Source organism: Thermodesulfovibrio sp., from assembly GCF_049969575.1.
Classification (GTDB): domain Bacteria; phylum Nitrospirota; class Thermodesulfovibrionia; order Thermodesulfovibrionales; family Thermodesulfovibrionaceae; genus Thermodesulfovibrio; species Thermodesulfovibrio obliviosus.
Window position 1 is genome coordinate 8,622 of the sequence record NZ_JBMFOO010000008.1, and the last position, 23,269, is coordinate 31,890.

Consider the following 23,269-nt stretch of genomic DNA (forward strand, 5'->3'; position numbering starts at 1 on the left):
CAATTCAGAGCAAGTGGTTCAGTTGTTGTTTTCCCGGGATTTCTCATGCTCTATAAAGATGAAGAAACTGAACAGGATAATTTATTACCTTTGATGGAAGAAAAAACTCAACTAAAGCTTATTGAAATTGAATCAGAAAAACATACAACAGAGCCTCCACCAAGATACACAGAAGCAACACTTGTTAAAGCTCTTGAAGAAAAAGGCATTGGCAGACCCTCTACCTATGCAACAATACTAAGTACAATTCAGGAAAGAGGATATGTAAAAAAACTCAAGACAAGGCTTTATCCTACATATCTTGGTTTTGTTGTAAATGACCTGCTTGAAGAAAAATTTCCTGAGCTTATGGATTACAATTTTACCGCAAAAATGGAAGAAAACCTTGATAAAATTTCTCTAAATGAAGTGAAATGGGATAAAATCATTGAAGAATTTTATAAAGAGTTTAAAAAAGATCTTGAAGAAGCTTTAAAAATTGGCAAAAGAACAAAACCAAAAGCAATTAAGACAGCAATAAAATGCGAAAAATGTGGTAAAGACATGGTTATAAGATGGAGCAAAGGCTTACCATTTTTAGCATGTTCTGGCTATCCTCAATGCAAAAACACCAGATCATTGAACAATAATGAAAACCACAAAGAGACCAAACCTACAGACAAAATATGTCCACAGTGCGGAGCTCCACTTATTATTAGAAATGGTAAAAGAGGAGAATTTATTGCTTGCTCAAGATATCCAGAATGCAAACATACTCAATCAATCACTGCTGGGATAAAATGTCCTGAATGTGGTGGAGATATTTTAAAAAAACAGACTAAAAAAGGAAGAAGTTTTTGGGCTTGTTCTAATTATCCGGAATGTAAATTCACACTCCCTACTGAACCGATTTCAGTGGAATGTCCAGAATGTAAGTCTCCGTATATGTTGAAAAAGAAAAATAAAAAGGGTAAAGAATTTTTAATTTGCCATAACAAAGCCTGTAAAGGTAAAATAAAAATAAATGAAAACTCAGCTGGGACCGACCCTGCGCAACAGAAAGATGTGAACCCCGCCAGGTCCGGAAGGAAGCAACGGTAAGCATTCTTTTCTGTGTGCCGCAGGAAGTCGGTCCCTTTTTAAGGATTAAAAATGGCATATCTGGGGCTGGCAAGAAAATATAGACCTCAAAAATTCTCTGACCTTACAGGCCAAGAAGTGGTTGTAAAGATACTTGAAAATTCATTAAAAACAGGCAAAATTTCTCATGCCTATATTTTTTCAGGGCCTAAAGGAGTTGGTAAAACATCAACAGCAAGAATTCTTGCTAAAGCACTAAACTGCATGGACTCTCAAAACAAACCCTGTGACAAATGCCCCTCTTGCACTGCTATAAAAGAAGGCAGAGCAATGAGTGTGATAGAAATAGATGCTGCATCTCATACTTCAGTGGAAAATATAAGGGATTTAAGAGAAAATATCAGGTATGCTTCTGTAGAAGGAGTTTATAAAGTTTACATAATTGATGAAGCTCATATGCTCAGCCAATCAGCCTTTAATGCTTTCTTAAAAACACTGGAAGAACCACCTCCCCATGTGGTATTTGTTCTGGCAACAACTGAGCCAAGGAAAATTCCTCTCACTGTTCTAAGTAGATGTCAGCATCTTCAATTCAGAAGAATTCCGGTTAATTTAATAAAACAGAGACTCCAGTTTATTTGCAAGAAAGAAAACATAGATATCACAGAAGAAGCGCTCTACACTATAGCGTCAAATGCTGAGGGAAGTATGAGAGATGCTTTAACACTGCTTGATCAGGTAACATCATTTACAGATAAAATAACGCAGGAGGATGTAAATTTATTAATTGGTGGAACTGATATAAAAATACTTTACGAACTAACTGAAGCCTTAATTGATGGTGATAAAGAAAAAATTGTCTTAAAAGTAGAAGAACTCAACAGCACTGGCACTGATTTCAAGCGGCTGACCACTGATTTAATCCAATTTCTGAGAAATACTCTTGTCAGTAAAATTACAAAAAATTTCAAATTATATATAACTGAATCAGAGTCGGAATTAATTGAAAATCTAAGCAAAAAAACATCTGAAGAACATCTGGTGCTTCTGCTTAAGGAATTAATTAATTCTGAATTTGCAATAAAAAATTCCTTTTTCCCGAGAATTATTTTTGAAATAACCCTTCTTAAGCTAAGTTTTCTGTCTTACTTCAAAAATATTGACGAAGCTATAAAAGAAGTTAGAAAATCTTACGCTTCTCTGGAAAATATAAAGCCCCAAAAATCTTTGATTCAACATATAAAGCATTCACCCGAGGAAACACAAACTTCTCAGAAAATCACATCTCAGACCAAAGAAGCAATCTGGCAAAAATTTCTTGAAAAACTTGAAGCTCACAATCATTTACTTGCCATGAAAATTAGGCATGCTAAAGTTAATTTTGAAAATGATGAAATCCAATTGATTTACAACGGTGGTGCTTCTCTGTATGCTGATTCTGTAAAGGAAAATCTTACAGACATTCAAAATTTATTGAAAGAATCAGGATTTGATGGTAAGATAACTATAAAAACTCTGAAAGATTTAAATACGCAGAAGTCAAAAGAAAATTTAACAGAAGAAATAATTAATCATCCTCTTGTTAAAAAGACTTTACAACTTTTTGAAGGAAGAATATTTAATATAATACCTAAAAAAGGAGGAGAAAATGTCTAAGAAAATGTTTGGTGAGATAATGAGACAGGCACAGAAAATTCAGGAACAGATTCAGAAAAAACAGGAAGAAATAAAAAATATGACAGTTGAAGCAAGTGCAGGCGGAGGAATGGTTATTGCTCAAGCAAATGGAGCTGGAGAAATTATTTCAATAAAAATTGATAAAGAAGTTGTAAATCCTCAGGATGTGGAAATGCTTGAAGATCTGGTTATTGCTGCTGTAAATGAAGCATTAAAAAGAGCCCATGAGCTTGCTCAGGCTGAGATGGCTAAAGTTTCAATGCCTTTTAATCTTCCAGGAATGCCTGATTTAAGCAGTCTTTTTGGTAAACTATGAGCAATCCCATAGAAAAACTTATTGATAATCTCTGTAAACTTCCAGGGATTGGAAGAAAGACTGCGCAGAGGCTTGCTTTTTTTATAATGAGCATGCCTGAAGAACAAGCCATTCAAATTGCCGAAGCAATTATAAATCTGAGAAAAAAAGCCAGATACTGTCCTGTTTGCTTTAACATAACAGAAAATGAAAAGTGTAATATATGCAGTAATCCTGAAAGAGACCACTCAATAATCTGTGTTGTGGAAGAACCAAGCAACATAATTTTATTTGAAAAAACTGGATATAAAGGAACATATCATGTTCTTGGAGGAAACATATCACCTGTTGATGGATTAACTCCGGATAAGTTGAAAATAAAAGAGCTTGAAGATAGAGTTAAAACAGGACAAATAAAGGAAGTAATAATTTCAACAAGCCCGAATACCAAAGGAGAGCTTACAGCTCAATGGATTGCTGATCTTCTAAAAAAATACAACATTAAAATTTCAAGAATTGCCTATGGACTTCCAATAGGTATTGACATTGAGTTTGCAGATGAAGTAACATTGTCAAAGGCTTTGGAAGGAAGGAAGCCTCTGAATGTATGAAGAATTAAAAAAAAGAAGATTAGAGCTCGGAAAAACACTGGAGCAAATTGCTGAAGAAACGAAAATCAAAAAATCTTACCTTCAGTTAATAGAAAAAGGCAAATTTGATGAATTACCTATTGAGTTATACACAAGAGCATATATTAAAACCTATGCTCAGAGTCTTGGGCTTGACGCTTCTCTGATCTTAAAAGATTATGATGAATATCTTAAATCAAAAAAACAGACTGTAATTAAGATTGAACCTACAATAGCTAAGGAATCTTTAGAGAAAAAGTCCACTTTTTTAAAAAAATTACCTAACTGGAGCATAACCGCAGGAATTATCTTTACTGTTATTTTTATAACAATTTTACTTATCCAGTTTGAAAAAAAAGAACCTACCCTACCTCCTCCACCAGTAACCCAGCAAACAATGTCAGAAATACCAAAAGTTGAAGAAAAAATTGAAAAAACTGAGCCAAAACAAGAACTTTCTGTAAATAAACAAAAACTCGAAATTGAAGCTACCGATAAGGTGTGGATGAGAATCACAATAGATGATAAAGAAAAAAAAGAATTTCTTCTTAATCCAGGGCAAAAAATAGAACTTCACGCTAATAAATCATTTAAACTTCATATAGGGAATGCTGGGGGAGTTAAAATTTTATTTAATGATAAAGAGCTTGGAAAACTTGGAGAGACAGGCCAGGTAGTATATCTTAATCTGCCACAGGAGAAAGATTGAAAGGGGAAAGCATTTTAGAATTTATTAAAAAATCTGGAAAACCTTTAAGTTTTAAAGAAATATCAGACGCCTTCGGGCTTAAAGCTTCAGAAAGAAAAAAATTAAAATACACGCTTAAAGAACTTCTTGTACAGGGAAAAATTTTAAGAAATAGAAAAGGACTTTACCTGCCCATAAAAGAGGCAAAATTAGTAACTGGATTTTTTGAATCTCATAGAAATGGATTTGGTTTTGTAATTCCTGATTCTCCTAAAGAAAGAGATATATTTATACCTCCTCATGCCACAATGGGAGCAATGCATGCAGACAGAGTAATTGCAAGGCTTGAACAAAGCAGAAAAAGAGAAGGAAGAATAATAAGAATTATTGAAAGAGCTGTTAAAAAAATTGTTGGTAAAATTGAAAAATCAGGCCAGATTTTTTATATTCAACCAAGAAAGAAAAATATAAGCCAACAAATTGTTGTTGCTCCAGGAGACATTAAAATTAAACCAGGAGATATTGTTCTTGCTGAAATCACAACTTATCAACCTATGGTTGCAAAAATAGTTAAAGTTTTTGAAAAACCTAAAACTCCTCGGGAAGACTTAGAAATACTCATATATGAATATGAATTACCAAAAAAGTTTCCAAAAGATGTTGTTAATGCTTCAGAAAAGCTTTTTTTGAAAGGCATCTCAAAAACAGAGTTTAAAAATAGGGTAGACCTCAGGGAACTTCCCACTGTAACAATAGATGGAGAAAATGCAAAAGATTTTGACGATGCTGTATCAATAAAAAAAACAAGAAATGGTTTTATACTATGGGTTCATATTGCAGATGTAAGTCACTATGTAAAATGGGACTCTCCATTAGATATTGAGGCAAGAAAAAGAGGAACCAGCGTTTATTTACCAGATAGAGTAATACCAATGCTTCCTCCTGAATTAAGTGAAAATCTCTGCAGTTTACTCCCAAAAACTCCAAGACTTACATTTACAGTTGAAATGCATTTCAATAAGTTAGGTGAAAGGAAACAAAGTCTTTTTTATCCAAGTATAATACAGACAATGGAAAGAATGACCTATACTTCAGTTAAAAAAATTCTAATTGATAGAGACAGTGAAGAAATCAAAAAATATAAAGCCCTTGTTCCTCACTTTGAAAAAATGGCTGAATTATGCGAAATACTTAAAAGCAAAAGGAAAAAAAGAGGTAGCCTTGATTTTGACCTTCCTGAACCAGAAGTTTTACTGGACATAAAAGGAGATCCTATGGGAATAATAAAAGCTGAAAGAAATCTTGCCCATTTTATTATTGAAGAATTCATGATAGCAGCAAATGAAGCAGTAGCAGAGTTTTTATATTCTAAAGATGTTCCGTGTCTTTACCGTGTTCATGAAGAACCTGAGACTAATAAAATTCAATATCTTACAAAAATTATTAAAAATTTAGGAATTTTAAAGGAAGATTTAAAACCTTCTGAGTTCCATGAGTTTATTGAAGTTGTTAAAGAAACACCCTATGAAGAAATAGTAAACTACTTAATTTTAAGAAGTCTAAAACAGGCTCGCTACAGTCCAGAAAATGTAGGACACTTTGGATTAGCCTCAGAGTGTTATACCCATTTTACATCTCCAATAAGAAGATATCCTGATCTGGTTGTTCATAGAATCTTAAAAGAATTTTTAAAAAAAGGAAAAATATCAAAAGAAAGAAAAAAAGAGCTTGAGAAAATTTTGCCTGACATAGCAATATATAGTTCAAGAATGGAAAGAAGAGCTGATGATGTTGAAAGAGATGCTATCGAGATAATGAGAGCATGGTTTATGAAAGACAAAATTGGAGAAGAGTTTGAAGGAAGAGTTACAATGGTTACGCCTGAAGGTTTACGAGTCAGACTTGAGGACTACTATATTGAAGGATTTTTGCCTGTCTCTTACATGACTGATGATTTTTATCAGTTTGACGATAAAAGATACTGTTTAACAGGATTTAAAAGAAAAAGAAAATTTACAATTGGAACTCCACTTAAAGTAATCCTCTCAAAAGTCAGCATTGAAGAAAGAGAAATAATTTTTGAGCTCCTATAAATAAAGCCTCTCTAATTATCTCATACAAATAAAATTAAAGCCCTCTTTTTTCAAACCACTTAAAAAGAATAAGACTACCTATCGCAAATAAAATAATTATAATCCAATGATTCAAACCAAGCAAACTGGATAAAGTAATTTTTCCAAGATCACCCCATGACATGATATTATCCTTTAAGTATGGAAAAACTTCAGCAAAAATTGCTGCTCCTGTTATCATGCCCAATATTCCCCAGAGCGCATCCATTCTTCCTTCGGCAACAGCTGCAATTGAAGTACCAGGACAGTAACCAATAAGCCCCCATCCAAGACCAAAAATAAGTCCTCCTGCAATGGCACTGCCCAGAATTGTTGTTCTTACAGAAAATGTGATTAACCCCAAGTCACTTAAAAGATGTATTCCTATCATGGCAACAATTATATGTGAAAGCATAAATTTAACAATTGTCATATTTTTTAATCTTAATGCTCCAAGTTGCATATCATATCTGATTACATGAGCTCTTTGAAGTAAAAAACCAAATAAAATTCCTGTAATGAGTCCATATATTAAAGATGTCATTTTTTACCTCCATAGAGTATTTTTGCACTAATTATTCCACCTATAAAAAAGCAAATTATAGCAATATATCCTACAACTGCAAGCTGAACAGAACTGCTCAGCCCATGCCCACTTGTTCAACCACCTGCAAGTCTTGCTCCAAACATTGTAATCATTCCTCCAAAAAATGCCACCACAGCTCGTTTAAAAGGGTTCGCTCCAAATCTATTTTGCCACATCTCAGGTACCCATCTGATATTAAAATCTTTTGAAATAACCGCGGCAACTAAAGAACCTATAAAAATTCCTGCTAAGAACATAACCTGCCAATCTATCTGGGGAGGAAAAGCTGAAAAATAATCCATTTCTTCTACTCTCTTTGGTAGAAACAGACTTTCTATTGCACCTGCCATTCTTACAAAGGTTGTTGATGCACCAAGAAAATGTCCAGATATCCAGACGGAAAGAATTGATACAAGCCCGCTTAAAGCTCCTGTTAAATAAGGATTCCATGCTTTGTTTGATGAACTCATCATAGACCTCTATTAAATTTTAAAGTACTCTACAGTTTCATCAAGATTCTTTACCTCTTCATAAAGCTTTTTTGAAATTGTTCTCACTGCCTCAATCATTTTTACTGTACTGTCAATATTTATTTTTATGGTTTCCATATTATTCGCAATCTCCTCACTTGTTGCAGAAAGCTCTTCTGTAGCAGCAGCAATTCTCTGAATCATATCCATAGCGACTGCCGTAGCAGACACAATCTCATCAAGAGCTTTCATGGCATTATTGGCAAGAGAAACTCCTCCCTCTGCCTGTTTACTGCTTTGATTCATTGCATCAACAGAGGCATTGGATCTTGATTGAATGTTTCTTATTTTTTCAGCAATTTCTTCTGTAGCCTTTGCAGTTCTCTCAGCAAGTTTGCGAACCTCATCGGCAACCACAGCAAAGCCCCTACCCTGTTCTCCTGCTCTTGCAGCCTCAATAGCTGCATTCAAAGCAAGCAGATTTGTCTGATCCGCAATATCTTTTATTGTTAAAACAATTTCTCCAATTTCCTGTGAACTCTGACCAAGCTCTTCAATTGTGACTGCTGCAGATTTAATGGATCTGGCAATTTCAATCATGGCATTTGCTGCCTTTTCAACAGTTGTCTTACCTTTTTGGGCAGTCTCATTTGCCTGTTTGGCTGATTCAGAGGCAGAAGCCGCATTTTTAGCAACGTCAATTATTGTCTGCGAAATCTCTGTGGAAGCTGATGCCATGTGGTCAATGCGAGAGAGTTGCTCACGAGAATTTTGCTCCAAGTTATCTGTTTCACTGGAAAGAGAATTTACAATATTGTTTGTATTTTTTACGATATCTCTAATTCTTCCAATTGTCCCTCTCAGACTTCCAACAATTTTTTGATATATTTCTCCAATTAAATCACAAGCTTCTGATTTTTCCTCTCTAAGGTCACCCTGCTCAAGTTTTGTAAAACAACTGAGAGCAGAGGACATATTCCTTTCATAGGCTCTGTAGGAATAATAAAGCAAAAAACTTAATCCAAGCAGAGAAATGAATAATACAGCTGAATAAATTATGGAGTTTCTCTTTCTCACACTTGCAACTTCCTGATTTAATTTTTCAAATTCTTTTTCATGAGATTCTGTCAATTTAAAAATTAAATCTTTTATTTCTCTCCACAACTTAGTTTCCTCAACAATTTTTTGCGCTGCCTCATCCTTCTTACCTTCAACAGCAAGTTGCTGGATTTCCATTTTCTTTGCATGGTCCTGTTGCCATAGCTGGGCTATTTTCTTTAACTCTGACTGAAATTCTCCTGTTGTAAGTTTAATAGCCTCTTCATTTGCTTTCATAAAGTTTTGATGAGCATTTTGATAGTTTTTCTTTGCGGTTTCATCCTTTGGATTTATAAATACATTTCTTGTTGCCTGTCCTGTTTGAAGTCCCAGAGCATACATATCATTGAGGGCAATAAGAATATTTAAATCCTTCTTCGTAAGTTTTTCTATTCTCTGTTGAAATCCTCGTTCATTAAAATAGGATAAAATAAAGAGTCCTGCAAAGACTATCAGAATCATAAGATTGATAAACTGAAGCAATCTTTTTACATTCATTTTTTACCTCCAATTTATAAAATTTGTTAATTATACCATTAAAATTGTCAAAAAAAAAGTTTACATAATAACATTAGGAATTATTCCTGTAATCAGGATAACTGCTGCATTTAAAGCTATTGCCACTTTTAAATTGGAAGGAATAAGGTATTCAAACTGTATTTGCTGCTTTGCATTTAAAAAAAACATTTTTACAGCTATTCTCAGATAGTAGTATGCTGAAAGTATACTAAATATAATTCCAACAAGAGCAACCCAGATATAGCCGGAATGAATCACAGACTTAAAAACTAAAAACTTTGCAATAAATCCTCCAAAAGGTGGAATGCCCGAAAGGGAAAAGAGAAAAGCAAGCATACAGAGAGCCAGAGATAGATTAAAATTTGAAATTCCTCTGTATCCTTCTATTTTTTCACCTTCAGGTAGAGCTAAAACAACTGCAAAAGCTCCAATATTCATGAAAGCATAAACCATCATGTAGAAAACTATTGAGTTCAATCCTTCCTGTGAGCAGGCAATTACTGCCAGCATTACATATCCAGCATGGGCTATAGAGGAGTATGCAAGGAGTCTTTTAATGTTATTCTGTCTTAAAGCAAGAATGTTTCCTGTTGCCATTGTAAGAATTGCAATAAAAACAAGAGGTGCGAGCCAGAGTTGAACATTTCCACTGAATGCTTCAAAAACTATCCTCCCTAATGCACCCACTGCTGCAGCCTTAGGACCAACTGACATAAAAGCCGTGATTGTTGTTGGTGCGCCCTCATAAACATCTGGTGACCACTGATGAAAGGGAGCGCAACCTGCTTTAAAAGCAAGAGCTGTTATTATTGCCATTGTTCCCATGTAGTGATAAATTGTTATATCTGAATTATTTTTCAAAAAATTCGCTATACTGTAAAAAGTGGTTGTTCCAGTTACTCCATAAATGGCTGCTATCCCAAAAAGAAATATGGCTGATGCAAAGCTTCCCAGAACATAATACTTCAATGAAGCTTCATTGGACTTCAAATCAGAAAGAACAAATCCTGAAAGAAGATATACACAAAGCGACATAAACTCCACTGAGAGAAAAAGAGGAATAAAATCCTTTGATGAAACAATAAGCATCATAGCAAGTGTGCTTAAAAGCATAAGTAGAGAGTACTCATAAAAGATTTCATTCTTGATCTTTTCATATCTCAGAGAAATTAAGGTGCACAGAAAAAGACTCAAAAGGAAGACTAACTTCAGTCCTTGACTTAAGTTGTCTGCAACAAACATATTGTTAAAAGCAGTGCCATAATCACTGAATAAAATAAAAGAGGTGATAAGTGAAATTGTCATTACCATGATGCCTGTTATGTATCTATTTTTTATAAATAAGCCTATCACAAAGTAGATGAGGAAAAGTATCGTGAAAACTATCTCTGGCAAAAGTGGCAAATATTGATCCATTCTGCTACACCTCCTATTTCATAGTAAAATTAACTGAAGTTGATAAAGAATCCAATAAATGCTTGATTGATGTATCCATAAAACTCAGTGGTAGTGAAGGTTGAAATCCAATGAATAAAACTAAAAAAACAAGAGGGATAAACATCAAGGCTTCCCTTAAATTTAAATCATGAAGATGTTCTTTTATTTCTGGTTTGACTTCATTGAAAACAACTCTGTAGTAGAGCCATATCATATATGTTGCACCAAGAGCTATGCCCAGAATTAATGGAGCGCCTACATAAAAACTGCTTTTGAAAGCACCGAGCATAACAAGAAATTCTCCTATAAATGAGTTTGTTCCTGGAAAACCGATTGAGGCTGCTGAAAAAAAAGTATAAAAAAGGACAAAGAGAGGAACTACTTTCCCGAATCCACCGTATTTTACAAGTTCTCTTGTATGGGTTCTCTCATAAATTACACCTATACACATAAATAGTGCTCCAGTTACAATTCCGTGATTTATCATCTGAAGTATTCCTCCTTGCATGGCTGGTTCGTTAAGTGAAAAAATTCCGAGAGTGACAAATCCCATATGGCTTACACTTGAGTAGGCAATAAGTCTTTTAAAATCAGTTTGCATAAGTGTTACAAAAGCTCCGTAAATTATTGCAGTAAGGGATAGAAGCTGCATAAAAAGCTTCAAACTCACTGTAGCATCAGGGCAGAAGGGTATTGAAAATCTTACAAATCCGTATCCTCCAATTTTAAGTAAAATACCAGCCAGAATAACACTTCCTGCAGTTGGTGCCTCTGTATGAGCATCAGGAAGCCATGTATGAAAGGGAAACATTGGGACCTTGACTGCAAAGGCAGCAAAAAAGGCAAAAAATAGCCAGTATTGGAAATCTACAGGAAATTTTATCTTCGAAAGTTCAACCACATCAAAGGTTTTACCTGCCATAAAGTAGAGACTGATAATTCCAATAAGCATAATAACACTTCCTGCAAAGGTAAAAAGAACAAATTTAATAGAGGCATAAATTCTATTAGCACTTCCCCAGATTCCAATGAGTAGAAACATTGGAATTAACATGGCTTCATAAAATACATAAAAAAGAAGTAAATCCATAGCACAGAAGACACCTATCATTGCCGTTTCCATTATGAGAATCATTGAGTAAAAGAGTTTAACTCTTTCATGTATAGCACTCCATGAGACAGCTACACATAAAATGCTTATAATTAAAGTGAGCAAAATAAATAGAATGCTTATACCATCAACACCCATTTTATAATAAGCATTTATTGGAGGAATCCAGTTGTAAGTTTCCACAAACTGAAAAGATGGATTTGATTTATCAAAGTTAGTAAAGATAGGAATTGATATTATTAAGTTCATAACAGTTGTAGTAAGTGCTGCGTATCTTACAGCCATGTCATTTTTAAGCAAAATAATAAAGAGAACTCCAATAAGAGGAAAGAATGTTACTATTGAAAGTATTGGATAAGAAACTGTCTCAATCATGCCTCACTCCTTTAAATAACTATTGGAATTAAAATTATCAAAATCAGCATTATAATGCCTATAACCATGAAAAAGGCGTAATCATGGGCTTTTCCAGTTTGAATTATCTTTACTGTATCACTTAGTGTCATAGAACCTTTTGCCATTCCATTGTATGTTCCATCAACTCCTGAAGTATCAATAATTTTAAGCCAGCGAGCCATTTTCAGAACAGGCTTGATAACCATAAATTCATAAGCCTCGCCAATTATGTTGTATTCAATCTTTGCAAAAAATTTTGCAAACTTCATAAAAATTGCTGCTTCTTTTCTATAAAACCAATCTACATCAAGATTTATGGATCTTATTTCAGGTGGATATATTCCTGAAAGCACAAGAAGTGTAAAAGCTAAAGCTGAAAAAGCAAGCAGATGTGCTTGGTCTATAATATGAGCTGCGGTATAAGGTTCATAATCAACAGGATATGGAAGAATGGAATAAATCAAACCAGGCAACACCCCAATGACGATACACAGAAATGAAGCTAAACCCATAGCAATCAACATATGTTTAGGTGCTTCTTTTGTTCTTATTCCCGAGTCATAGCTAAAAAAGGCAAAAAATGGAATTTTTATACCTGAATAAATAAAAACACCAACTGAAGCAAATAAGAGCGCAATCCATACGAAAAGCATTCCACTGTCTGCTACAGCTGAAACTATCATTAATTTACTTACAAAACCATTTGTAAAAGGCACACCCGATATAGATGCAGCTCCAACAATGCACAAAATAGTTGTAATTGGCATTGATTTATATAAACCACCTAAATCAGTAGCATTTATTTTCCCTGTGCGGTATAAAACAGCTCCCATTGCCATAAAAAGCAATGCCATATAAAGAGTTTGACAAAAAGCATAAGCTATTGTTCCGTTTAAAGACAGCTGGGTCCCTATTGCAATCCCTATAATCATGAATCCAAGCTGGGCAATAATGCTGTAAGAGAGAACTCTTCTGAGATTGTTCTCAATAATTCCATAAAAAGTTGGAAAGACAACCATTATTACTCCAATATATATTAGAAATTCAGTTCCAGCAAATCCTCTTGAAAAAACATAAACTGCTGCATTAGTTGTAAAAGTTGAGAGAAAAACTGTTCCTGTTTCAGTAGATTCAGGATAAGCATCTGGTAGCCATCCATGAAGGAGAGGAAAAGCTGCGGTTGTTCCAAAACCAAGAAATATGAGCCATGAACCTAAACCATTTAACTCCATATGATTGAAAAGTAAAGAACCTATCTCATGATAATGAATCTTTATTCCACCATAAAGAAGTAGCCCACCGAATAGATGAATCATGATATATCTCATTCCAGCACTGAAAGCTGCTTTTGTTCTTGCAGAGAAAACTAAAAAAGCAGCTGCGAATGCCATTATTTGCCAGAATATAAATAGCGTTACAAAATCTCCAGCAAAAATAGCACCCTGTGCACTGCCTGCATACACAAAAGCTGATACTAAATGGAGATTGTCTTTTACATGAAGACTATATATGGATGAAATAAAAGTTATGATTGCAAAGATGTAACCAAAGGCAAGTGAGAGTTTATCAACTTTTCCAAATATAAGTTCATAGTCAAGTACATTGACTTTCCAGTAAACACCCTCGGAAAGGTTGAAAAGATATAAAACCGTAAGCAATGGGAGGACAATCATATAAATCTGTTTTGTTCTTCCCTTAAGAAGCGGAAGTATTAGAGAACCTGCTATGAGAATCAAAGCAGGTGGTATTAAATTAATCATTATAGTAATCCTCCCTTCTCATAACAATTGGTCTGAGGATGTATTTAGCAACCAAAACAATTAATATACATGCCACAAGACCATATGCTCCATAAAAACATGGATAACCATCAAATCCAAAGTAGGCATGCTTGTGAATAAAAGGGTCAACTATTATCAGAATCCCAATGAATAAAAAGAAAAAAGTGAGAATCTTTTTTAAATTCCTGCTCATTTTTTTATTTTCCATTTACTTAGCCCCTAAAATAATTATTGCTGTAAGATAGACAACTCCAAAAGCAAATACAATGTAAAAAACTGTTCTATATGGTGCAATGGGATCATGTTTGAGAATCCTTCTTTCTTCATATCCCCTTGAATTCACTTCAAAACCTCCTTTGCAAGATTTATTATTAAATCTGGATATATTCCACTAATAATGCTGAGTATTGCAGTAATAGTTAGAGTTGTAGCCATAAAAGGATTTTCTCTAATTTCATGACCATGTGTATGAGATTCGTCAAAATTCTTAAAGTAGGCACGATAAACTATTGGCAGAAAATATCCAGCATTAAGCAATGAACTCAAAAGTAAAACTGCAACTATTCCAATACTTCCCCTGTCAAGTGCTCCCATAAGTAAATACCATTTTGTTATAAAACCACCTACAAGTGGTACTCCTATCATACCAAGAGCACCAATTGTAAAAGCTGCCATAGTCCAGGGCATCTTTTTAGCAATTCCATCAAGCTGACTGACTTCAGTTTTATGTGCACAGACATAAAGAGAGCCTGCACAGAAAAACAGGGTTATTTTTGCCAAGGCATGATTTGAAATATGGATTATACCACCAAGCATTCCATGATAGGTAAGTAAAAGTCCTCCTAAAATAATGTAGGAAAGCTGACTTACTGTTGAGTAAGCAAGTCTTGCTTTAATGTTATCTCTTGTGAGGGCTATCATTGAGGCAACTGTTATTGTGAAAGCTGCCATGAAAAGCGCTATATTTGTCGTTGAAAGTTCTTTAAGAAAATCTGTTCCATAAACGAAAAATATTACTCTTAATACAGTAAATACGCCTGTTTTAACAACTGCCACTGCATGTAGCAGTGCACTAACAGGTGTTGGTGCAACCATTGCAGCAGGAAGCCATCCATGAAGCGGCATAACAGCAGCTTTTGCAAAGCCGTAAATATACATGAGAAATACTACGCCAAGAACTGCTGAGTAAGCATGTCTTACAGCCTCTGTAAAAATACCTCCTTTTTGAAACTCAAGAGTTCCTGCAATCATATAGGTTATTACAATTGCTGCAACTAAAAAAATCTTTGCAGCACCTATCAAATATATGGCATACTTTCTTGCACCTTGCTTTGCTTCATCAGTTTCGTGATGAGCAACCAGAGGATAGGTTACAAAAGTGAGCCCTTCATAAAAGAGAAACATAGTAAAAAGATTTGCTGAAAAAGCTACCCCCATTGTTGTAGAAAGTGCTGCAGCAAAACAGGCAAAGTATCTTGTCTGATTTTTCTCATTGTGTCCACGCATATATCCAATTGAATAGAATGTTGTAATTATCCATAAAAAAGACGCACCAAGGGCAAATAGCATTCCTAAAGCATCGGCTCTGAATTTAACTTCAATACCAGGAAAAAGTTTGAAAAGTTCAAACTCCAGCGTTTTCCCTGCCAGCACCGCTGGAAGCATGGAGACAACCACAGCAAACTTAATAACACCTGCCAGTACAGACCAGAATTCACGAAGATTAGGATTTTTTTCACCTGTAAAGATAATAAGCGGAATTGCAAGTAAGGAAACAAGAATCGGAATTAGAGGTAAAATGGATTGCTCTACATTCATCAGTCTTCCCTCAATAAATTGAATTCTTCAAGCTTTAATGTAGGTTTGTTTTTATATGCCAACACAAGAATTATCAGTCCTACAGCAACAGCACCTCCTGCAACAGCTATGACAAATAAAGCAAGAATCTGTCCTCTTATATCCTGCATATAGTGACTTAATGCCACAAGCGAGATATTTACTGAATTAAGCATAATCTCAATGGAAATAAACATCATTATAAGATTTCTTCTTGTCAGAAACCCAAGAAACCCAATAAAAAATAAAGCTATACTCAAAGCTAAATAATAACTAAGAGGTACCATTTGTCTTCCTCTTTAAGGCAGATATTCCAACACCGATTAAAGGAACAAGGAGGATAAAGCCCAAAATCAAAAAGGGAAAAAGATAATCATTAAAAAGAGCCAATCCAAGCGTTTTTGTATGACCCTGTTTTTCAATAAGCTCTATAGTGTAATTGCCTGAATAATGTTTTTTATAGGTAAAAGCACCTGTTAGTGCAAAAAATAAAAGCAAAAAAGAGGCATACAGTCTTGTCTGCCATGAACGGATAAACACTGATTGTTTTACCTCTTCTTTCAGGTTTAACAAAAATACAACAAACAAAAACATTACAAGTATAGCACCTGCATAAACAATTATTTGCACCATTGCAAGAAATTCTGCATTTAACATAAGATAAAGTCCACCAATATGAATAAGCATAAGAAGTATCCATAAAAGACTATAAACAAGGTTTTTTCTTGTAATTCCTGCAATACCTGAAAAAAGTATCACCATAGCAAAATACCCGAATAAAACTTTAGGTAACATTTTTCCACCTCTATACAAACTTCTTGACAAAAGCAACGATTAATAAATTTACAATTCCTGCTGGAATGAGAATTTTCCATCCGATATTCAGTAATTGATCAAATCGGTATCTTGGAAAAGTTGCTCTAACCCATATATATAAAAAAATAAATGCATAGACCTTTATAGCAAACCAAATTATTCCTGGAACTTTTTCAAGAAAAGGCAAAATATCGGTCAAAAATCTTGGTATCGTCCATCCACCAAGAAAACATAAGGCACAAAGAGATGCCATTATATACATAGCAACATACTCTGCAAGAAAAAACAATGCATATCTAAAAGCACTGTATTCAGTAAGATAGCCTGCAACAAGCTCTGTTTCAGCCTCTGGAAGATCAAAAGGTGCCCTGTTGGTCTCAGCAAAAGCTGCGATGATAAATACAACAAAACCAATTATCTGTGGAATTGCATACATCCCTAAAGCAAAATTATGCTGAGCAATTACAATATCTCTTAAGTTAAGTGAACCAGCAGCCAAAACTACTCCAGCCAAGCTAAGCCCAAGAGCAATCTCGTAGCTTAAAACCTGACTTGCAGAACGTAGTCCTCCGAGGAAAGAATACTTACTATTTGATGCCCATCCCGCAAGAATAATTCCGTAAACAGATATGGATGCAGATGCTAATATAAATAATAAACCCACATTAAGGTCTGCAAGTATAAAATTCCTCTCAAAGGGAATAACAGCAAGGTTTATCATGGTAAATATCAATACTATAACCGGTGCTATCTGAAATATGATTTTCTCAGAATTTGCTGGCACAATATCTTCTTTAAAAAATATCTTTATAAAATCTGCAATTGGCTGAAGTAATCCGTGAGGTCCAACTTCCATTGGTCCCATTCTTGCCTGAGCTCTTCCAATAATTTTTCTTTCTGCATAGGTTGTATAAGCTACATGAGCGAGCACTAATCCAAAAACAACCATTGTTTTGATGAAGATTATTAACAGTTCAATCATTTATTCAGTCCCTCATCAACAATCTCTCTGAATCCTCTCCAGAGTTGCCTGCCTTTTAGAGGATAATCCTTTCGCAAAGGATGCCCATCCCAGTCCTCTGGCATAAGAATTCTTCTTAAATCTGGATGTCCATTAAATCTTATTCCGAACATGTCAAAGCATTCCCTTTCATGCCAGTTTGCGCCGCTCCAAAGTTCAGTAATACTATCAATTTCAGGATTTTCCCCTTCAACCTTTGCCTTGACTCTTATATGAAGTCTTCTCCAGATACTGAAAAGATTATAGACAATCTCAAATCTTGGCTCCGCTGGATAATGGTCAACTCCGCAGAGGTCCTGAAGATGATTAAATCCGTGCTGTTCTTTCAGATATCTCAATACTTCTTTGATTTTTATCTTTTTTACTGTAACTGAAACCTGTCCTCTGAATTCATTTATTTCAAGAACTGTCTCAGGAAATGTTTCAGATAATTTTTTTGCAATTTTGAGAGATTCTTCAATCGCTTTTACTTCCTGTGCCATGTTAGTGCTCCTATGCAAAATTCATAAATGTAGCCCACTAAAATAAGAGAGATAAAGATAATCATTATCCAGAATCCTTCAAATGATATAAAATCAAAGGCAACTGCCCAGGGATAAATGAAAATAACCTCCACATCAAAAACAACAAAGAGTATAGCAAGAAGGAAAAAGCCTATAAAAAATTTTTCTCTTGGTTCACCACTTGGAAGATTTCCAGATTCATAGACAATGAATTTGACAGGATTAAACTTTCTTGGCGCTAAAAGCTTATTTATAAAAAGTCCACCAAAACCAAAAACAGTAGCAAATATCATTGCAATTAGCACTGGTAAGTATTTATAGGGAATGTAGTTACCAGGCTCCATCATTGCTGCTCCTCTGTGTTTTTAAGATTGATTGACTTTAAAACAGTTCTGGGCTGTCTTTTACCTGCAGGAAGTCTATGGCGATTGATTCCAGGAAGATACCAGAATTTGTTTATGTAATCCTCTCCTTCATATTGCTTCATGAATTCATCCCAGTTTTTAAGCAGGCTTTCTTTATTAAAGTAATTGCTTTTTTTGTCATAGGAGGCATACTCAAAAAACTCTGTAAGCACAATAGCATTTACCGGACATACTTCCTCACAGTATCCGCAAAAAATACATCTTAATGCATCAATCTCATACTTTGTAAGAACCCTCGCACCTGTGTCATTGTTGATTGTGTAATCGATATAAATACATTGGCTTGGACATACCTGAGCACATTTAGTACAGGCAACACAGCGCTCTTTTCCTGTTTCAGAGTCACGAACAAAAGCATGTCTGCCCCTAAATCCAGGTTCAAGTGCTCTTTTCTGCTTTGGATAACGAATTGTTACAGGGCTTGTAAATATAGTTTTAAAGGTAATAAGCATGCCTTTGAGTAGATCAATAAAAAGAAGTTTTTTAAGTAATTTGTTCATCTGTCTGCCTCTCCCATAACAATATCAAGAGTTCCAATAATTGCAATAACATCAGCAAGCAGATGACCCTCGCAGAGTTCTGGAATTGCCGAGATATGAATAAAAGAAGGAGCTCTTACCCGCATTCTATAAGGCTTTCCAGAACCATCGCTTACTATGTAAAAGCCAAGCTCACCCTTAGGTGCTTCTATGGCTGAATAGATTTCTCCTTTTGGCATAATCTCCTGTTTTTCCTCCCTGAATGCAATGAAAGCACTCCAAAATGAGCTATCGGGTTCAATTTTTCTTTTACCCTGATGGGGCATATCCAGATCAGGAGATTTATCGGAAATTATCTCTCCCTTAGGCATCTTTTCAATACACTGTTTTACAATCAGTGCTGACTGTCTCATCTCGAGAATTCTACATAAATACCTATCATAGGTATCACCATTTTCTCCAAGAGGCACTTCAAAATCTACCTCACTGTAAGCATCATAGGGAACATGTTTTCTTATGTCATAATAAACACCAGAACCACGAAGAGCAGGACCTGTAAGTCCCATTGAAATGGCTCTCTCTGCAGTAATAACACCTATTCCCTTTGTTCTTGCAAGCCATATACGGTTTTCTGTAAGAAGGCTTTCATACTCGTCAACTCTTTGAAGCATTATCTCCATGAATTTGTAAATCTCATCAAGCACATGCTGTTTCACATCAACTCTTACTCCACCAATTCTTGGATAACTTACTGTAAGCCGAGCACCACATATTTTTTCAAAGAATTGTAAAATTTGCTCTCTTTCCCTGAAAGCATAAAGAAACACCGTCATTGCACCTATGTCAAGGGCATGAGTTGCAAGCCATAACAGATGACTGCTTAGTCTTGAAAGTTCGCTGACCATTGTTCTTATAAATTTTGCTCTCGGTGGCGGTTCAATGCACATAAGTTTTTCAACTGCAAGGCAGTATCCTATGTTATTCGTCATGCTTGTTATATAGTCAAGTCTATCAGTAAGTGTCATTGCACCAGGATAGGTTTTACTTTCAGAAAGCTTTTCCACTCCTCTATGCAAATAGCCTACATCAGGAGTAATTTTTACTACTCTTTCACCTTCAAACTCACAGAGAAGTTTTAATACTCCATGAGTGGCAGGATGATGAGGTCCCATTTGAAGAACAAAAGTTGTTTCGCTCACTCTCTCTATTTCCAGCTGCCCCATCTTTCAGTCTCTTTCATAATTTTTTCTTTAAGTTTGAGCAATCCATACATCAAAGCCTCAGGCCTTGGTGGACATCCCGGTATATAAACATCAACAGGCAAAAACTTGTCTACACCTTGAACTGTGCTGTAGGTATTAAAAATTCCCCCGGTGCAGGCACAACTTCCCATTGCAACTACATACTTTGGCTCTGGCATTTGGTCATAAACTCTCTTTACAATGGGTGCCATCTTGTATGTAACAGTGCCTGCAATTATTATCACATCTGCCTGACGGGGTGATGCTCTAAAAAGAATTCCAAATCTATCAAGGTCTAAATGAGAAGCACCTGCTGCCATCATCTCTATGGCACAACAGGCAAGCCCAAAAGTAAGAGGCCAGAGTGAGTTAGACCTACCCCAGTTTACAATTCTGTCAACGGTAGTAATTATTACATTACTACCCCTGATTATTTTTGTCCCTTCTTCCACTTCAATAAGTTCATGTTTATCAGTATAGGGAGCCATAGGTATCCTTCACAAATTTTTCTCTTTTGAGTCTTGAAGCTTCTTGAGCAGATACAAATTTCAATGCCTTAGTTGTGCATTTTGTTACACAGGCTGGATTAAGCCCCTGATCTACTCTGTCTTTACAGTAATCACATTTTACGACTTTGCCTGTTTCAGGATTCCATTGAGGAACTCCCCATGGACAGGCAGTAATGCAGGATTTGCATCCCACACATAAAGACTGTTCAACAAAAACAATTCCATCCTTTGAGCGTTTCTGCATTGCACCTGTTGGGCATGCTTTCACACACCAGGGTTCTTCACAATGAAAACATGGCATAAAGACAAATCTCTGACGAGGAAGCCCACCTACTATTTTTATCTCGGTCTCAATGATTTTACAAAGTCTTGGACCAACAGGAAGTTCATTTTTAGTTTTACAGTGCACCTCACAGGCATAACAGCCAATGCAGCGGTCATGGTCTTGGTATATGAAATAGATACTCATTCCTTCACCTCCCTATGCTTTCTTTACTTTTACAAAGTTTTCAAATAAGGCACCTGTATGGCTTCCATATGCCATTCTATCAAATGCTCCCTTAAGGAGTCTGCCCTCATTTAATCCCTTTCCATAGGAACGAGTTTTCCATGGAACTTCATTCTCAAAACCTCTATACATGAAAACAGTCTCTGGATGAATAAATGGAGTAACCTTTGCTTTTATCTTCCCTGAAAAATCTCCTGAAGAAACTTCTACCCAATCACCGTTCTTTATGCCCATCTGTGCTGCAATTTTATCATTTATCCATAGTTCGTTTTCTGGTATAATTTCATTAAGATATTTATTGTTAAGGGTTCGCACGTGAGTATGAACTGCCATTCTTCCAAAAACAAGTCTGAATTCACCTTCCTCAATATTGGGTTTTGCTGGAGTAATCGGCTCAAGGAAATATGGAACCTCTCTTTCAGCCATCTTGGTTGAGAGAATCTCCACCTTACCTGAAGGTGTCTTAAACTTAAGCTCATCTCTACTATACATCTTTGCATCTTTACATAGAGCAACCTGACCTGTTTTATCAAAATCTTCAATTTTGACACCTGTTCCTTCAAGCTGGTAGTTCCATATATCCTCTATTGTCTCATAGGGCATATATTCTCCAGCGCCTGAAGCTGCGAGAATTCCTTTTACAATCTCCCATCTTGCCTTTGTATCATAAATTGGTTTTACTGCCTGTTTTCTCATAATAAAGGCAGGCTTTGCTCCTCTTTGCATACCAAGTATATCACTTCTTTCAAGATATGTAGAATTTGGTAAAACAACATCAGCATACCAAGAAGTTGTAGAGTAATTAACATCAATGGTTACAAGCAGATCAAGTCCGTTTAGTATCTCTTCAATGTCTTTATGAGGTATGCCTGCAAAGGGATCATATCTTACAACAAAAAGGGCTTTTACTGGATAGGGTTCACCTTTTTTAATAGCTCTATAAAGATGTAGAATATGTCCTGCACCATCATAAAGAAATCCTTTTCCTTCCTCAGCTTCAACTCTTTTTTCCTGAGGTGCAGGAATCTTTTCAAGAAGGCTGTTAAGTCCTTTTGCACCTACTTCTTTGGGTGTTTTTGCAAGTATTAGACCACCCTTTTGCTCAATGCTACCCAAAAGAGCATTTAAAATTATTACAGACTGTGCAAAATAAAAGGCATCCATGTATCTTGCAGCAAACCAGCCAGGATAAAGAATTACCCGAGGCTTGTCAGTACTGAGCTGTCTTGCAAGAGATATAATTTCATATTCTGGAATACCTGTTTGCTTTTCAGCCCATTCAGGAGTGTAAGGCTTTATGAAGTTTTCAAGTTCAGGAAGACCTATTATGAAACGGTCAACAAAGTCTCTGTCAAATAAGCTTTCTTTAAGTATCACATGTATGAGTGCAAGATTTAAAGCATAATCTGTTCCTGGTCTTATTTGAAGATATTTTGTTGCCTTTGTAGCTGTCTTGGAGACTCTTACATCAATGTATGTAAGATTTGCTCCATTTTCAAGAGCTTTCATGATATTGTTAGCTTCTCTTACACCAAGTGCTTCAAAGGCATTTCTTCCGTAAAGAACAATATGCCTTGTATTTGCCCAGTCATAACCAACTTCCGGTCTTGCATATCCAAGTAAACTCTGATAGGCAAGATCAACATTTTTTCTGCACAAATCATCATGATTGAAGTAATTTGGTGAACCTAATCCTCTTACAATAAGTCTTTGCATCTCACCAAAAAGTCCTGCACCTCGGTCAAGAAGTGCCACAGTTTTATTCCCATACTGAGCCTGTGCTTTTTTTACTGACTCAGCAATGTAGTTGAATGCTTCATCCCAGCTGACACGTTTAAACTGTCCAGAACCTCTTGGTCCTGTTCTTATCATTGGATACTGAAGCCTTTCAAAGTCATAAAGAAGTGCAACTCCAGCAGAACCCCTGGCACAGAGGCTTCCCTCCATGCCAGGGACATAGGGATTTCCCTCTATCCATGTAACTCTTCCATCATACACTTCAACTCTTATTGGGCATCTTGCTGAACACATTCCACAGACACTGAATACCGATGTCTTCATATCTCTACTCCTT

At 35.5% G+C, this 23,269-nt stretch carries 24 protein-coding genes, 1 other RNA gene and 1 pseudogene; 7 read left to right on the plus strand and 19 right to left on the minus strand.

Translation table 11 applies throughout. From position 1 onward, the window contains the following. Positions 1-45 precede the first annotated feature (45 nt). From ACP5O9_RS03195 to rnr, 7 genes and pseudogenes are all read left to right on the plus strand, one after another. Positions 46-837 (plus strand): annotated as a pseudogene (locus tag ACP5O9_RS03195) (DNA topoisomerase); the annotation flags it as partial. Positions 838-1,018: 181 nt separating this feature from the next. Next, positions 1,019-1,117: signal recognition particle sRNA small type (gene ffs / locus ACP5O9_RS03200), an RNA gene on the plus strand. 14 nt (positions 1,118-1,131) lie between these two features. Next, entirely contained in the window at positions 1,132-2,715 is a 1,584-nt protein-coding gene (gene dnaX, locus ACP5O9_RS03205) for a DNA polymerase III subunit gamma/tau (protein WP_424904541.1), read from the plus strand. Next, positions 2,708-3,052: a YbaB/EbfC family nucleoid-associated protein gene (locus ACP5O9_RS03210; RefSeq protein ID WP_353685331.1), complete on the plus strand. Its 345-nt coding sequence runs from the start codon at positions 2,708-2,710 to the stop codon at positions 3,050-3,052. Before dnaX ends, ACP5O9_RS03210 begins: the two co-directional genes overlap by 8 nt. Beyond that, a complete protein-coding gene (gene recR, locus ACP5O9_RS03215) occupies positions 3,049-3,642 on the plus strand; it encodes a recombination mediator RecR (protein ID WP_353685332.1) in 594 nt (197 codons plus the stop codon). Before ACP5O9_RS03210 ends, recR begins: the two co-directional genes overlap by 4 nt. Next, positions 3,635-4,369 (plus strand): helix-turn-helix domain-containing protein, encoded by a 735-nt coding sequence (locus ACP5O9_RS03220; protein WP_428723419.1) that lies wholly within the window; start codon positions 3,635-3,637, stop codon positions 4,367-4,369. Before recR ends, ACP5O9_RS03220 begins: the two co-directional genes overlap by 8 nt. Next, positions 4,366-6,441, plus strand: a complete 2,076-nt coding sequence (gene rnr / locus ACP5O9_RS03225; protein WP_428723420.1) for a ribonuclease R — start codon at positions 4,366-4,368, stop codon at positions 6,439-6,441. Before ACP5O9_RS03220 ends, rnr begins: the two co-directional genes overlap by 4 nt. A 34-nt stretch (positions 6,442-6,475) precedes the next feature. Here rnr and ACP5O9_RS03230 read toward each other — a convergent pair whose 3' ends face one another. From ACP5O9_RS03230 to ACP5O9_RS03320, 19 genes are read right to left on the minus strand one after another with little or no spacing between them, the layout of a single operon-like run. Further along, positions 6,476-7,003 carry a DUF6691 family protein gene (locus ACP5O9_RS03230; RefSeq protein ID WP_353685335.1) on the minus strand — a complete coding sequence of 176 codons (528 nt, stop codon included), beginning with the start codon at positions 7,001-7,003 and terminating at the stop codon, positions 6,476-6,478. After that, a complete protein-coding gene (locus tag ACP5O9_RS03235; RefSeq protein WP_428723421.1) occupies positions 7,000-7,518 on the minus strand; it encodes a YeeE/YedE thiosulfate transporter family protein in 519 nt (172 codons plus the stop codon). Before ACP5O9_RS03235 ends, ACP5O9_RS03230 begins: the two co-directional genes overlap by 4 nt. A 9-nt stretch (positions 7,519-7,527) precedes the next feature. Then, complete coding sequence (locus ACP5O9_RS03240; RefSeq protein WP_428723422.1) at positions 7,528-9,111, minus strand: methyl-accepting chemotaxis protein; 1,584 nt, start codon at positions 9,109-9,111, stop codon at positions 7,528-7,530. A 60-nt stretch (positions 9,112-9,171) separates the two neighbouring features. Next, a complete protein-coding gene (locus ACP5O9_RS03245; protein ID WP_424904537.1) occupies positions 9,172-10,548 on the minus strand; it encodes an NADH-quinone oxidoreductase subunit N in 1,377 nt (458 codons plus the stop codon). 13 nt (positions 10,549-10,561) lie between these two features. Next, positions 10,562-12,055 carry an NADH-quinone oxidoreductase subunit M gene (locus ACP5O9_RS03250; protein WP_428723423.1) on the minus strand — a complete coding sequence of 498 codons (1,494 nt, stop codon included), beginning with the start codon at positions 12,053-12,055 and terminating at the stop codon, positions 10,562-10,564. 11 nt (positions 12,056-12,066) lie between these two features. Further along, complete coding sequence (locus ACP5O9_RS03255; RefSeq protein WP_353685339.1) at positions 12,067-13,836, minus strand: Na(+)/H(+) antiporter subunit D; 1,770 nt, start codon at positions 13,834-13,836, stop codon at positions 12,067-12,069. Next, positions 13,829-14,065, minus strand: coding sequence for a hypothetical protein (locus ACP5O9_RS03260; RefSeq protein WP_353685340.1), 237 nt, complete (start codon positions 14,063-14,065; stop codon positions 13,829-13,831). Before ACP5O9_RS03260 ends, ACP5O9_RS03255 begins: the two co-directional genes overlap by 8 nt. Continuing rightward, a complete protein-coding gene (locus ACP5O9_RS03265) occupies positions 14,066-14,200 on the minus strand; it encodes a hypothetical protein (protein ID WP_353685341.1) in 135 nt (44 codons plus the stop codon). Then, positions 14,197-15,675: a monovalent cation/H+ antiporter subunit D family protein gene (locus ACP5O9_RS03270; protein WP_428723424.1), complete on the minus strand. Its 1,479-nt coding sequence runs from the start codon at positions 15,673-15,675 to the stop codon at positions 14,197-14,199. Before ACP5O9_RS03270 ends, ACP5O9_RS03265 begins: the two co-directional genes overlap by 4 nt. Next, positions 15,675-15,980: an NADH-quinone oxidoreductase subunit NuoK gene (gene nuoK, locus ACP5O9_RS03275; RefSeq protein ID WP_353685343.1), complete on the minus strand. Its 306-nt coding sequence runs from the start codon at positions 15,978-15,980 to the stop codon at positions 15,675-15,677. Before nuoK ends, ACP5O9_RS03270 begins: the two co-directional genes overlap by 1 nt. After that, positions 15,967-16,488, minus strand: a complete 522-nt coding sequence (locus tag ACP5O9_RS03280) for an NADH-quinone oxidoreductase subunit J family protein (protein WP_353685344.1) — start codon at positions 16,486-16,488, stop codon at positions 15,967-15,969. Before ACP5O9_RS03280 ends, nuoK begins: the two co-directional genes overlap by 14 nt. A gap of 10 nt (positions 16,489-16,498) precedes the next feature. After that, on the minus strand, positions 16,499-17,491 hold the full coding sequence (gene nuoH / locus ACP5O9_RS03285) for an NADH-quinone oxidoreductase subunit NuoH (RefSeq protein WP_428723425.1): 993 nt from the start codon (positions 17,489-17,491) through the stop codon (positions 16,499-16,501). Continuing rightward, on the minus strand, positions 17,488-18,012 hold the full coding sequence (locus tag ACP5O9_RS03290; protein ID WP_353685346.1) for an NADH-quinone oxidoreductase subunit C: 525 nt from the start codon (positions 18,010-18,012) through the stop codon (positions 17,488-17,490). The genes nuoH and ACP5O9_RS03290 overlap by 4 nt, the downstream gene beginning before the upstream one ends. Continuing rightward, entirely contained in the window at positions 17,997-18,380 is a 384-nt protein-coding gene (locus ACP5O9_RS03295) for an NADH-quinone oxidoreductase subunit A (protein ID WP_353685347.1), read from the minus strand. The genes ACP5O9_RS03290 and ACP5O9_RS03295 overlap by 16 nt, the downstream gene beginning before the upstream one ends. After that, a complete protein-coding gene (nuoI, locus tag ACP5O9_RS03300; RefSeq protein WP_353685348.1) occupies positions 18,377-18,958 on the minus strand; it encodes an NADH-quinone oxidoreductase subunit NuoI in 582 nt (193 codons plus the stop codon). The genes ACP5O9_RS03295 and nuoI overlap by 4 nt, the downstream gene beginning before the upstream one ends. Beyond that, positions 18,955-20,160: an NADH-quinone oxidoreductase subunit D gene (locus tag ACP5O9_RS03305; RefSeq protein ID WP_424904532.1), complete on the minus strand. Its 1,206-nt coding sequence runs from the start codon at positions 20,158-20,160 to the stop codon at positions 18,955-18,957. The genes nuoI and ACP5O9_RS03305 overlap by 4 nt, the downstream gene beginning before the upstream one ends. Continuing rightward, entirely contained in the window at positions 20,142-20,666 is a 525-nt protein-coding gene (locus ACP5O9_RS03310) for an NADH-quinone oxidoreductase subunit B (RefSeq protein WP_424904531.1), read from the minus strand. Before ACP5O9_RS03310 ends, ACP5O9_RS03305 begins: the two co-directional genes overlap by 19 nt. Further along, the gene (locus ACP5O9_RS03315) at positions 20,650-21,156 is read right to left on the minus strand and encodes a 4Fe-4S dicluster domain-containing protein (protein WP_353685351.1); all 507 of its coding nucleotides are present in this window, start codon (positions 21,154-21,156) and stop codon (positions 20,650-20,652) included. The genes ACP5O9_RS03310 and ACP5O9_RS03315 overlap by 17 nt, the downstream gene beginning before the upstream one ends. Positions 21,157-21,168: 12 nt before the next feature. Next, positions 21,169-23,256 carry a molybdopterin-containing oxidoreductase family protein gene (locus ACP5O9_RS03320; RefSeq protein ID WP_428723426.1) on the minus strand — a complete coding sequence of 696 codons (2,088 nt, stop codon included), beginning with the start codon at positions 23,254-23,256 and terminating at the stop codon, positions 21,169-21,171. Between the last annotated feature and the right edge of the window lie 13 nt (positions 23,257-23,269).

What these genes read in the sequence shown, in the direction of transcription:
- ACP5O9_RS03280 (WP_353685344.1), bottom strand. Translation starts at nt 16,488, where the DNA reads ATGTTACCTAAAGTTTTATTCGGGTATTTTGCTATGGTGATACTTTTT.
- ACP5O9_RS03295 (WP_353685347.1), bottom strand. Translation starts at nt 18,380, where the DNA reads ATGATGGAGCCTGGTAACTACATTCCCTATAAATACTTACCAGTGCTA.
- ACP5O9_RS03260 (WP_353685340.1), bottom strand. Translation starts at nt 14,065, where the DNA reads ATGGAAAATAAAAAAATGAGCAGGAATTTAAAAAAGATTCTCACTTTT.
- ACP5O9_RS03250 (WP_428723423.1), bottom strand. Translation starts at nt 12,055, where the DNA reads ATGATTGAGACAGTTTCTTATCCAATACTTTCAATAGTAACATTCTTT.
- ACP5O9_RS03245 (WP_424904537.1), bottom strand. Translation starts at nt 10,548, where the DNA reads ATGGATCAATATTTGCCACTTTTGCCAGAGATAGTTTTCACGATACTT.
- ACP5O9_RS03230 (WP_353685335.1), bottom strand. Translation starts at nt 7,003, where the DNA reads ATGACATCTTTAATATATGGACTCATTACAGGAATTTTATTTGGTTTT.
- ACP5O9_RS03290 (WP_353685346.1), bottom strand. Translation starts at nt 18,012, where the DNA reads ATGGCACAGGAAGTAAAAGCGATTGAAGAATCTCTCAAAATTGCAAAA.
- ACP5O9_RS03310 (WP_424904531.1), bottom strand. Translation starts at nt 20,666, where the DNA reads ATGGCTCCCTATACTGATAAACATGAACTTATTGAAGTGGAAGAAGGG.
- dnaX (WP_424904541.1), top strand. Translation starts at nt 1,132, where the DNA reads ATGGCATATCTGGGGCTGGCAAGAAAATATAGACCTCAAAAATTCTCT.
- nuoH (WP_428723425.1), bottom strand. Translation starts at nt 17,491, where the DNA reads ATGATTGAACTGTTAATAATCTTCATCAAAACAATGGTTGTTTTTGGA.
- ACP5O9_RS03240 (WP_428723422.1), bottom strand. Translation starts at nt 9,111, where the DNA reads ATGAATGTAAAAAGATTGCTTCAGTTTATCAATCTTATGATTCTGATA.
- nuoK (WP_353685343.1), bottom strand. Translation starts at nt 15,980, where the DNA reads ATGGTACCTCTTAGTTATTATTTAGCTTTGAGTATAGCTTTATTTTTT.
- ACP5O9_RS03305 (WP_424904532.1), bottom strand. Translation starts at nt 20,160, where the DNA reads ATGGGGCAGCTGGAAATAGAGAGAGTGAGCGAAACAACTTTTGTTCTT.
- recR (WP_353685332.1), top strand. Translation starts at nt 3,049, where the DNA reads ATGAGCAATCCCATAGAAAAACTTATTGATAATCTCTGTAAACTTCCA.
- ACP5O9_RS03315 (WP_353685351.1), bottom strand. Translation starts at nt 21,156, where the DNA reads ATGAGTATCTATTTCATATACCAAGACCATGACCGCTGCATTGGCTGT.
- ACP5O9_RS03255 (WP_353685339.1), bottom strand. Translation starts at nt 13,836, where the DNA reads ATGATTAATTTAATACCACCTGCTTTGATTCTCATAGCAGGTTCTCTA.
- ACP5O9_RS03270 (WP_428723424.1), bottom strand. Translation starts at nt 15,675, where the DNA reads ATGAATGTAGAGCAATCCATTTTACCTCTAATTCCGATTCTTGTTTCC.
- ACP5O9_RS03220 (WP_428723419.1), top strand. Translation starts at nt 3,635, where the DNA reads ATGTATGAAGAATTAAAAAAAAGAAGATTAGAGCTCGGAAAAACACTG.
- ACP5O9_RS03320 (WP_428723426.1), bottom strand. Translation starts at nt 23,256, where the DNA reads ATGAAGACATCGGTATTCAGTGTCTGTGGAATGTGTTCAGCAAGATGC.
- nuoI (WP_353685348.1), bottom strand. Translation starts at nt 18,958, where the DNA reads ATGAACAAATTACTTAAAAAACTTCTTTTTATTGATCTACTCAAAGGC.
- ACP5O9_RS03210 (WP_353685331.1), top strand. Translation starts at nt 2,708, where the DNA reads ATGTCTAAGAAAATGTTTGGTGAGATAATGAGACAGGCACAGAAAATT.